The following is a 10,502-nucleotide window of genomic DNA, read 5'->3' on the forward strand; positions in this document are numbered from 1 at the left end:
CATCAGGGGATCAATGCTGTCGCGGTGAGGTGATCGAGGAGATCGGCAATGCTCGCGATCCGGTGACGTGCTGGCGCCTGCCCGGTGTCGCCGTGGTCTCGCCCCTTGCCGGTGAGCACAAGCACGTGCTCCAGGCCCAGTGCCTGGGCACCGGCAATGTCGGTGCGCATGTCATCGCCGACGACGATCGCCTCGTGTGCCTCCACGCCCAAGGCAGCCAGTGCAGCCTGGAAGAAGAGGGGCGACGGCTTGCCCGTGATTGAAGCGCTGCGGCCCGTGGCCGCTTCCAGGCCGACGATGAAGGCGCCCGCATCGAGCATCGGCCCCTCGCGGTCGTGCCAGTAGAGGTTGCGGTGCGGCACGAGCAGCGTCGCGCCTTGCCTGACGAGGCGAAATGCCAGGTTGAGGTTGGCGTAGTCGAAACGTTCGGCCACATCGGCCACCACCACGAAGTCCGGCGCCTCGCAGTTCCTGGGAACGCCTTCGAACAAGGACTCCATGGCCGGCGGAACCAGCAGATGACAGCTGGCCCCGGCATGGGCCTTGACGTGATGGGCACAGGCGCTGGCCGCCGTCTGGATCTGGTCTGCCATGGCGTCGATGCCGGCGGCCTGCAACTCGCCGGCGATCTGGTCCGCCGAACGGGCGCTGATGTTTGTCAACAGGCGGACAAGCAGGCCGCGCTCGCGCGCGTTGCGCAAGGTCTCGTTCGCGCCGGCAATGGCCTGCCCCTTGAACATCAGGGTGCCATCAATGTCCAGCAACAAGGCTTTCAGGTGCATGGTGCGAGTCGTGGAGGTGTCGGCATGTGGTGCACCGGGCTGCCGTGCATGTCGCGCAGCCAGCCCAGCAGTGCGGGCGCGAGGTCTGTCAGCTCCAGCGGCTGGGTCCAGTCCGGCGAGTTGGCGCGGGGTTCAAGCAGGACGCCTTTCAGCCATGGGTCGTCCGACCAGCAGGTGTGGTCGCCGCCCTTGCGGGCCGGTGCCATCAAGGGGTAGCGAAGGCTGGCGCGCAGCCGCACACGGGCCGGCGGTTGCAGGTACCAGGTGCTGGTCCAGCCCTGGCCGGCCGAGTGCGGAGGTCCTTCGATCAGCTCGAATCGGCCGTCCAACGCAGCGCCCGGCGACCGATTCAAGGTCTCGACAAGATCTTCGGGTGACAGGCCGGCGCTGGCCATGCGTTCAGGATGCAGCGCGATCCATCCGTTCTCGGCAGGGTGGTAGAACGCCAGCGACCGGGTGACATCGATGTCGCCAGTGGCGTCGGCAACCAGCCAGCCGTTGTGCAGCAGGCATTGATTGGGACAGACTTCATGGACGATCGGCATCATGCCGTGGTCGGCGTGGGCGATGAAGCGCGAGTCCGGCGTCAGCCGCGCGCCGCATTCCACGAACAGTTCGCCCAGCCATGTGGCCGCACGCCGCAACACGCTGCCAGCCAAGGCAAATTCAGACGCGGTACGCGGCTCCACCACCTGCCTCAGCAGCTGATGGGACAGCAAGTCGATCAGCGGATAGTAGGCAACGACCAGATCGCCGCCTTCGGACTCCAGCGTCCAGAGGAGATCATCCAGGAAGCTCCGGTGGACGCAGTCCAGCAAGTCGAGCAGCAGGGCTTCTGCCTCGCCAGCGCCGTCTTCATCGATGCGGCGACCCAGCCGGCTGCCCACATACAGGCGAGCCGGATTGGCGGCGCAGTAGGCGAGGTCTTGCAGCGCGGCGCAGCGCGCTTGCGCATGTTCTCCCTGGATGAGCACCGGTTGGAAACCGAGGGAGCACAGGCATGGCTCGCCGTCGATGCGCGTCGCGCGCACTGCGATGGCGCGATGGGTCTGGCCTGCCAGCGATGGCGCGGCGCTTTCTGGCAGCCGAAGGTGCCGGGTGGTATCGAATGCAATCTCGACGCAGCCCTGCGGCGTTCCGGTCAGGCGCATGCAGTGATCGCCGGCCTCGACGCTCCAGCGAATGCCGAGCGCGTCGATGACCAGTGCTTCCCCGGAACGCAGTACCTGCGGCCGGGCCAGTGACGGCCCATAGACATGGCTGTGCGACAGCAGCGCGGGCCCGAGGCGGTCGGGTTGCACGAACGGCACGGCGCAGGTGCGCACGGTGCCGCCGCTGCGCGCCCAGCGATCCCACACCATCGGGATGTCGCGCGGCCACGCGACAAACGCATCGTCCATGGCCAGCGGCGCTCCGTGCTGGCGCGCCGGCATGGTGTATCCCGTGAGGCCATGCGCTGCCACCGGCAACCCGCTCCAGATGCTGAACAGTGATGGCGGCGTCTGGCAGTTGGGACTCAGGGGCTCCAGCGGAAGAATCCGTGCGAAGGCCAGCGGCAGCTCTGGCTCCAGCAGGCGAAAGAGCTTCAGCGACAGCCCATCGACCAGGAGCCACAGCAGCCGCCTGGGCTTCATGCCGCCACCGCCTCCGCTGGCTGCGCGAGGAGCCTGGCGCACAGGCCTTCCACCTGGCTTCGCAACTCATCGAGGCTGCCATTGTTGGTCAGGACATAGCTGGGCCTGATCCGCGCCATCTGGGCGTCCAGCGGGCTGTCTTCGACGATGCTCGGATCCATGCGCGAGGCCAGGCGCTGCCGGCGAAGCGCAGGGCGTGCCACCAGCTTGACGACGATGAAGCCGGCACGCTGCAGGGCTGGCCAGTCGACGATGTCGTCTCGCAGGTCGTCGTTGATCACGACATCGGCCTGGGTGTCTGCCAGCCCCAGCAGGAAGCGCCTGGCGAGGGATTCCGGATGGATGCGCCGCAAGTGGGTCGCGACACTCTCGAGCAGGCGCTGGTCCTGCGCATCCGGGTCGATCGCCATGCCGGCTTCGGCATAGAACATCGACTGCAGCCGATACAGCGGTGCGGCCAGTTTCACGATGCCCACCGACAGGCCACGTGCCTCGAAGGTCTCGCGCATCAGGCCGGCGGTGGTGCTCTTGCCCGAGCCACTGGGCGCGACCAGGCAAAGCTTGAGGGTGGGGGACGCAAGTCCGGGCATGGTGTCGTTCCCTCGTCAGGCCTGGGCCGTGGCCTGCTGTTGTGCACGCCCCTGAGCGCGAGTCCAAGGCACCTCGCACAAGGCCTCGACCAGATCGGGGGACAGGTGGGCGGACAGGCCCTGGCCGGCCGGCGGCAGACCATGCCAGGTCGACGTGATGAAGGTATGCGGCCACTCGAAGATGCTGCGCTCCGACAGGATGCGCTGGATGTCGGTGCGCGTGAGCCGGTGTGTTCGCAGCGGCTCGTCAAGCTGCACCTGCGGCAGCACGATTTCGTCCAGCCAGGCGGTGCCCACGGGGCTGCGACCGATCAGTCCCGCAAAGGTTTCGGGTTGCAGCAGGATCTTCTTCTGGTCGGGCATGTCGGAGTCGACCAGGCTGCGCAGGTCGTCGCCCAGGGCCTTGATCAGCGAAGGGAATTGACGCAGGGTGCCCAGGCCGATGTGAGGGAAGTCGGGCCAGCCACGGGCTCGAACGCGGCCGTCGATCACGTCCAGCAACAGCTTGTCGCCGGAGAAATAGCGCTGTCGGCCGTTGACGACCCGCTCCAGCATGGTGGTGGTCTTGCCGGCGCCTTTCATCCCGGCGATGGCGATCGCACCGCCCGTGTCCTCGTTCAAGGTGGCCGAGCTGTGAAGAATGGCCGTGCCCTTGGCCTGCTCGACGAGCAGGCCGTGGTAGCGCACCAGCTCGATCAGGTGGATGAAAGCACCGGCACCTCCGTGGAAATCGACGTGCCGGCGGTTGCGGTCGATCAGGTAGCCCACCTGCTTGTCCTCGTCCCAGGCCACCAGCCGACCATCGTCGAGCCAGCCTTGCTTGACCTTCAGCGTGAAGCCCTCTGCATAGGTCTCGCGGATCGTCGCGGGCTGCGTGCAGCACGCCTTCCAGCTCGCGAGGAAAGCTTCCGGGGGTGCGAGCCTTACCTCCAGGTCGCAGGAGGTCGTCTCAGCAGTGGGAAGCAGGTAGGGTGAGAGGAAGCGGCACAAGCGCTCGGCAAGGCCGCAGGGGTCGGGGCGCGGTTCAGGTGTCTGGGTGTTCAGTCCGAGACTGAAGACGCCATTGGTCAACACGGTTTTCACAGGTCGTCTCCCGGCACGGAAATCACAAGGAAGCCGCCACGCAGAGGCGGCGGAAAGTGGGATCGGCGGCCTCCGTGGGCATGGGCCGCACCCGAAGCCGCTGCAAGTCCAGGAAGGACTGCACCAACGCCGCGAGCGCCTCTGCATCGGACGAGATCGATCGCGCACCGTCCAAGCCTCGCGTCTTCAGGTAGTCGATCGAGCACAGCGTTGCGGGTGCGGTGTCGTCGAGCGATTGATTGATGGAGAAGCCAAGCCTGAACAGATGGCCGCTGGCCAGCGACTCGCAGCCGGACACGAACTCAGTCCGGCGCCAGCGCAGCACCGATTGCAAGGGCAGGTCGAGGCACAGGGCCATGTGCTCCTCGGGCGAGGAGGTGAGCCGCTCGTCGTGGTGGATGGCGGTGCGCGGCGGCCCGCCTGGGGCCGAAATGGCCGCACGGATGTCGGCGAAGGCGTCGGTCACGCGGGCCTTGCGCTTGTGGGTGAACAGTGCGGCATTCACCCAGCCTGCCTTGCCCGACGAGGTGGGCAGCACTTCGCACAGCACGTTGTCGTGGCAGGCGAACTGAAGCTCTTCACCCAACTGGCTGACGAACTCGCTGCCCGGCACGGTGTCGAGGTGATCGAGCCAGTCTTCACCCAGCCGATGCACGTCGAGCGACGGCTCGTCGAGGAGCAGCCGCCATCCCGCTGGCGCCGTGCCCTTCGTGTAGAAGCACTCGTAGTTGTTGGTGACGAGGTGCAGGTTCTCGAACGCCTGCCACAGCCGTTGGCACAGGTCGTCGGGTGCGATGTCTGCGGACGGCGGCACCGCGAGGAAGTGGGTCCCATGGCGATCAGCCCGGTCGACCAGATGGGTGAGCCGCAACGACGGCCCGCGGGTTGCGCTGCAGCGCTCGATGATTGCAAGCGGCATGGCCTGCACCCCGATGTTGGCGCAGACGGCTGTCTCGCCCAGCGGAGCTTCGTGCCAGCCGTCGGGTCCCGCGTGTCCAATGACTGGCAGTGATTCCCGGCAGTCCATCTGCGCCGCCCGCGCAGCGATGCGTGCGCCGGGCGGCAGTGCCACCACCTGCAACTGAGCCAGGGCGTCGGGCACGGGTTCGGCGTGGCGCACGCGCCAGTTGCCGAACACCAGGAGTGAGGAGGAGTCGGAGCTCATGCCGGTTCTGCCCGAAGTTCGCGTGCGTACGGCTGGTCGAGCGCTTCGTCAGCCACGCTGCGAACGAAGTCGAGTTTGGAGTAGAGGTCCTGCTGGAACGGCACACCCAGCGACCTGAGCTGCGCACCGACGTGGCCGCAGAAGCTCTCGAAGTCAGCCTCCACGCCCCGGATTTCGGCGAAGGTGCGGGTGCGGCAGTACTCGATCTCGCACTGAGAGAATGCCGCACGCGAATCGAGCGTTCGGCAGACGTCCATGTAGATGCCGAAGATGTTGCCGGTCTGCAGCGACTCGAATTGCGCGTCGAAGCGCTTGCGGCGATAGGAAGGCAGGCGGCGCGTGCGTTCCGCGGTGAGCGTCGCGACGTGTGAGTCAATCTCCTGGAGCCGCAAGGTCTTCTCGACCCACAAGGATTCACGGCGAATTTCGCAGTTCTCCACGAACCACTTGCGCTTGACTGTCATCAGGCCGTCAGCCTGCGGGATGTAGGCGATGTAGCCGCTTTCGGCATTGCCTCCCAGCACTTCGAAGATGTGCTGCTCGTAGTCCCAGACCTGGATCTCGCGGTCCAGTTCGGGCACGAAGCCCGACTCGCCGCTGCCTGCGATGCCGGCATGCAGTGCGTGCAGCAAGGCCCAGGTGTCGGGGATGCCGGCAAAGGTGAACTTGCGTTCCATCTCGATCTCGGGGCGCCACTTCGTGTACCAGCACTCGTCGCCCAGGGCCGGCCGCAGGGTGTCCAGACGCTCGGCATGCCCTGGCGTCTGGCACCACAGCTGTTTCGCGAGGCCATCGCCCGTGGCCAGCGCCTCGTCCCTGTAGAGCACGAACATCGCTCCTGGCTCGCCTTGCTGGACGAGGTGGAAGAACGACATCCGGCCGTCGTCGCGCTCGACAGCGGCGATCGAAGGCATCCAGCGGGCACCGGTTGGCTTCAACCGGGCCAGGCCATCGAAGCGGCCGCAGAGCCAGTCGAAGAAGGTCCGGCTTTGCTGCCGCTGTGCGCCGCTGAAGCTGCGGAATTCGAAAGGGGGGGCACCGTCGAGCATCAACCGCTGGTCATCGATCCACAGGGCCACGGGCAGCAGGTCTCCCTGGCGCAGGTAGAGGCCGTTGGCACCGATTCGAAGTTCGCCGGCTGAGCATTCCAGCGCTGCGACGACACCCGGCGACTCCCCAGGAAAGGCTGAGCCCGGAACGTTGAGGCAGAGATGGACGCGCGTCATGCCATGGCCTCCTTGTGTTCTTCGCTCGTGGCTCCGATGACCACCGGCTCTCCTTGACGAGCCTGGCTGAACAGAGCGGCAGATTCAATGGCCGGCAATTGCCCTTCGCGCAACAGGATCGCCAGGTGGCAGAGCAAGGAGGACTGTTCGAACACGAAGCCGGCGGCGTAGGGGATGAGCGCGGCCAATGCCGCATACGGCCGGGGAGAAACGATGATGGGGCGTTCGCCCTCGGCGCGTGCCTGGGCCAGCAGCTGCATCATCCGCGGGCCGAGGCTCTCGGCGCTGGGCAGATGGTTGATGGACACGGTGGCGGCGATGCTGATGTCTTCAAGCTCGCGGTCGCCAAGGACCAGCAGGGTCCGGCCGCGCGCATAGCCTGGCGACACGGTTCGCTGACCGTCACCACTGGGCTTCAGGTGCAAGGTGGCCACCTCGGAGAAGTCGATCAGGCGCAGGCGGCCGGCATCCAGCACCCATTCGAGTTGCACTTGGCCGAAACGGTCCACCGCGGCGGAGCTCACCTCGAACAATTGCAATCGCTGAGCCGCGGAGAACAGTGACGCAGCCGGTCCTGTCGCGTCGCATTGCCCGTCTTCGTCGATGTGAAAGCTGGTGGTCGATGCCGAGCCGCGATTCAAGGCCAGCAAGCCATCGGCCGAGTACTCGCAAAGCACCTGGCGCGGTTGGCCGGGCGGCGTCGCCAAGGGCTGCGTGATGATTCCAAACTCGCCTTTGATGTAATCGCGCAAAGTGAAGATGTTCAGTTCCGGCGTCAGAAGCTCAGAAAGGCGCGCAGGCAAGTCGCCGGCATCGAGAATCTGCTGCCGCACGCCGGCCGAAAAATCCAGCACGACGCGCCCGCCATGCAGTTGCGACAACAGCGATGCCGCCGCTTTCGGGTCGGCGAAGCCATCCGCATTGGCGCGCACCAGGAGCGCCGAGCCGGCAGGGACGCCATGCTGCTGCGCCAGCAAGGCCAGCGGCCGGCGCTTGGACCGGAAATACTGCGCAAAGTCCGGCAGCGGCTTGAACGGCGCCAGCTCGTCGTCTCCGGCAAGGTAGAGCGCCACGGCATCGCAGCAGGCGGGGTGGTCGTCTCGCCGCTTCAGCGTGGTGATCGGCCTGGCCTGCAGCAGCCAGACCGTCTCAGCGTCAAAGGCCCATTCGATGTCCACCGGCTGGCCAAGCGCCGCCTCGGCCTGCTGCACCAGGCAGCGAATCGAATCCAGCATCGCTCGCTCTGCCAGGAGCGCCGGGCTGCCGCGAGGAACGCCGTCGCCGAGAACGGCGGTGCTCGCCCGAACCTCTCCGGAGACCAGCGCCTCACCGAGACCCGGCACGGCTTCGATCAGCATTCCGGCTTGCGCAGACACCGGGTCGTGGCTGAATGCGACGCCGGCCCATCGTGCCGCGACCATTTGCTGAACGATGACGGTCATGGACAAGGGAGACTCCAGCAGGCCGCAACGCAGGCGCTCCATCGCGGCGCGGCGCGAGAAGGATGATCTCCACACGCGCTCGATCGCGGCGCGCAGGGCCGGCAGGCCGCTCACGTGCAGCACCGTGTCGAACACGCCCGCAAAACTGTTGACGGTGCCGTCCTCGATGCTTGCGGAGGAACGCACCGCCAACTGCGCATCGGGCGCCAATCCGGCCGCCGCAAGCCACTCCAGCAGGACCTGGTCGGCCTCGGGATGCCATGCGAGCGGGGCGCAGGCATCGAGCTGGGCGAGGTCGCGGTCCAGGAATGCCGCCGCGGTGAAGTGGATGTTGTGCAGGATGGCCTGCGCCTCGGCCTGAATCGCCTCGGCGTTCAGCCAAAGCCGGGCGCGTTGCGCTTCCTGCAGCCCGAAGAAGGCCGGGATGGGCAACTGGCCTGACAAGGCCTGCAAGGTGGCGTATTTGCCGGATTTGCCGGACATGGCGGTCGGCATCCGGTTCACACGCAACTCACGGCAGGCCCGCCCTCGGCGGCTTCCACCGGCACATCGGATTCAGGGGCAGGGGAGGCTGCCGCAGCCGGTCGTGCGTAGTCCATGTAGATGCGAGACGAGAACGCCTCCTTGGCCCCCTGGTACTTGCCGTCGTAGAGTCTGATGTCGCCCTGGACCTTCCAGAACATCATCTGTCCGATGTTCATGCCTGCGTAGAGCCGGATCCGGTTCACGGCCAGCAGCTGGATGGTCCAGCGGCCGATGAAGCCGATGTCGCCCAGCGAAGCCGACAGGTTGATGAACATGCCCAGCCGGGCGATGGACGAGCGTGCCGCATAGGTCGGCACGAACTTCGTGCTGCCCATGGTTTCGATGGTGCTGGCCAGGTAAAGGCGCATGGGCTCCAGCACGACGCCCTCCGGGCCGATGTGGAGGTCGGTGGTCCGCTTTTCTTCCTTGATGTCGATCACCCCTTCCTCGTACACCTTCATGTGCGAGTGCAGCCTGAAGTTGTAGCTGTTGGGGTTGACGTTCTGCGGAAGGAACGGTGCGATGACGATGTCGCCCGAACTCACCCGATTGGTAATTTCCTCGCCGGTCAGAATCATTTGGTGTCCATGATGATGCGTGAGGGAATGACGCCATCGGAACCCACGTAGCGGCCTCGATAGCTTTGTTCCTGGCCCAGGTTGGTCCAGAAGCAGACCTTGGCGATGCGCGCGCCGGCGTAGACACGCAGCGGTTGCGCAACGACGATTTCGAGCGTCCAGCAAATGACGGCACCGGTGTGGCCCAGCGGCGCGCTGGTCTGGATGAACATGCCGCACGCTGCCGCCGACACGTTGGCATAGAGCTCACTGGCGAAGTTGACGCCGCCGATGCGCTCCGCGGTGGTGCCAAGGTAGAACCTGTTGGGCTGCAGCACGAAGCCCTCTTCGGGAATCTGGTGCCGGCGCACCTCCAGGTTGGCGTGCGGGTCGATGTGGGTGGAGGTGTATTCCAGCAACTCGCTGCCCAGCCGGCAACCGTAGGAGTTCTGTTCCAGTTGGTCCTCGTGGAAAGGCTCGATGACGACCCTTCCCGACTTCACCATCAGGTGGATCTCGCTTCCGGTCAGCACCATGGCGGCGCCTTTCTCATGGCGGCATCCGTGGGCGAGGGGAACAGCTCACGCAGCAGGCTGTGGTGTCCCAGGAAGTAACCCTGCGCCGGGTGCGCGGCCTGCGAATGTGGATAGGCGCGAGCCAGGCGCGAGGACAGTCGCGGCAGGTTGTAGCAAGGCACGGCGGGGCATGCGTGGTGCTCCCAATGCAGGTTGATGTGACAGGGCGCCCACACGAATTTCTCGACCAGTCCGGGGTGGATGCTGCGTGCATTGCTCTCCGCCGGGTGGTCCAGCCGGCCGCCGTGCTCTGCGATGCCGCGCACCCTCAGCAAGGCAGGAAGGAACAGCAAGATGGGAGCGATCCAGTAGACAAGGAAAGGCAGCCCGGCACCAAAGCCCCAGATCGCGGCTGCAACGCCAACCAGGAAAAGCGCGGCGAGGATCCGGTCGAAGCGGCTGCCTCGGGAGCTGCCAAAGAACAGTCCGATGATTCCGAAGTTGTTCGCCGACCGCAGCGTCGCCAGCGTGGTGAGGCCCGATACGTCGCGCAGCAGCAGGCGCAGGAAGGCCGCCCGCGAAGGCGGCAGCACCGAATCGGCTCGATCGGGGTCCTGCTCGCTGTTCAGGTGCCGATGGTGAAGCAAATGGTGCTTGCGATAGCGCGCGACGCTGATGGTCATGGGGAAGGCCAACAGGAGATTGCCCAGCAGGTCGTTGAGCCAGCGGCGCCTGCTGATGAGCTGGTGGGCGGCGTCGTGCATCAGCACCAGCAGGGCGTGCTGGCGCGTGGCGATGACCATCATGGCGATCAGGGTGACGTACCAGAGGCGGAAGTGCTCCGCTGTCACGATGGCGGCCGCGCACACCAGCCACTGCATCCCGATCTGGCGGGCACGTGCCCAGTGGCGAAGGGTCCTCAGGTCGTCCTGCAGCGACGGCTCGACGCGAAAGCGGCGATGAGCCTGGTGCTGCGTGGCCAT

At 66.1% G+C, this 10,502-nt stretch carries 10 protein-coding genes; all 10 read right to left on the reverse strand.

Annotation, left to right across the window (positions count from 1 at the left end):
• Positions 1-2: 2 nt before the first annotated feature.
• Entirely contained in the window at positions 3-782 is a 780-nt protein-coding gene (locus tag DZC73_RS25210) for an HAD-IIA family hydrolase (protein ID WP_124543148.1), read from the reverse strand.
• The gene (locus DZC73_RS25215; protein WP_124543149.1) at positions 773-2,215 is read right to left on the reverse strand and encodes an alkaline phosphatase family protein; all 1,443 of its coding nucleotides are present in this window, start codon (positions 2,213-2,215) and stop codon (positions 773-775) included. The genes DZC73_RS25210 and DZC73_RS25215 overlap by 10 nt, the downstream gene beginning before the upstream one ends.
• 197 nt (positions 2,216-2,412) lie before the next feature.
• Positions 2,413-3,006, reverse strand: coding sequence for a dephospho-CoA kinase (locus DZC73_RS25220; RefSeq protein WP_124543150.1), 594 nt, complete (start codon positions 3,004-3,006; stop codon positions 2,413-2,415).
• A 15-nt stretch (positions 3,007-3,021) separates the two neighbouring features.
• Positions 3,022-4,089: a hypothetical protein gene (locus DZC73_RS25225; protein ID WP_198414973.1), complete on the reverse strand. Its 1,068-nt coding sequence runs from the start codon at positions 4,087-4,089 to the stop codon at positions 3,022-3,024.
• 22 nt (positions 4,090-4,111) lie between these two features.
• On the reverse strand, positions 4,112-5,254 hold the full coding sequence (locus DZC73_RS25230; RefSeq protein WP_124543151.1) for a hypothetical protein: 1,143 nt from the start codon (positions 5,252-5,254) through the stop codon (positions 4,112-4,114).
• Positions 5,251-6,480, reverse strand: a complete 1,230-nt coding sequence (locus DZC73_RS25235) for a hypothetical protein (RefSeq protein ID WP_124543152.1) — start codon at positions 6,478-6,480, stop codon at positions 5,251-5,253. The genes DZC73_RS25230 and DZC73_RS25235 overlap by 4 nt, the downstream gene beginning before the upstream one ends.
• Positions 6,477-8,417, reverse strand: a complete 1,941-nt coding sequence (locus DZC73_RS25240; RefSeq protein WP_124543153.1) for a PEP/pyruvate-binding domain-containing protein — start codon at positions 8,415-8,417, stop codon at positions 6,477-6,479. The genes DZC73_RS25235 and DZC73_RS25240 overlap by 4 nt, the downstream gene beginning before the upstream one ends.
• 5 nt (positions 8,418-8,422) lie before the next feature.
• Positions 8,423-9,025 carry a dCTP deaminase gene (gene dcd / locus DZC73_RS25245; protein WP_124543154.1) on the reverse strand — a complete coding sequence of 201 codons (603 nt, stop codon included), beginning with the start codon at positions 9,023-9,025 and terminating at the stop codon, positions 8,423-8,425.
• On the reverse strand, positions 9,022-9,540 hold the full coding sequence (locus DZC73_RS25250; RefSeq protein WP_124543155.1) for a dCTP deaminase: 519 nt from the start codon (positions 9,538-9,540) through the stop codon (positions 9,022-9,024). Before DZC73_RS25250 ends, dcd begins: the two co-directional genes overlap by 4 nt.
• Positions 9,531-10,502, reverse strand: a complete 972-nt coding sequence (locus DZC73_RS25255) for a fatty acid desaturase family protein (RefSeq protein WP_124543156.1) — start codon at positions 10,500-10,502, stop codon at positions 9,531-9,533. Before DZC73_RS25255 ends, DZC73_RS25250 begins: the two co-directional genes overlap by 10 nt.

This window comes from Rhizobacter terrae, from assembly GCF_003852895.1.
GTDB classification, from domain to species: domain Bacteria; phylum Pseudomonadota; class Gammaproteobacteria; order Burkholderiales; family Burkholderiaceae_C; genus Albitalea; species Albitalea terrae.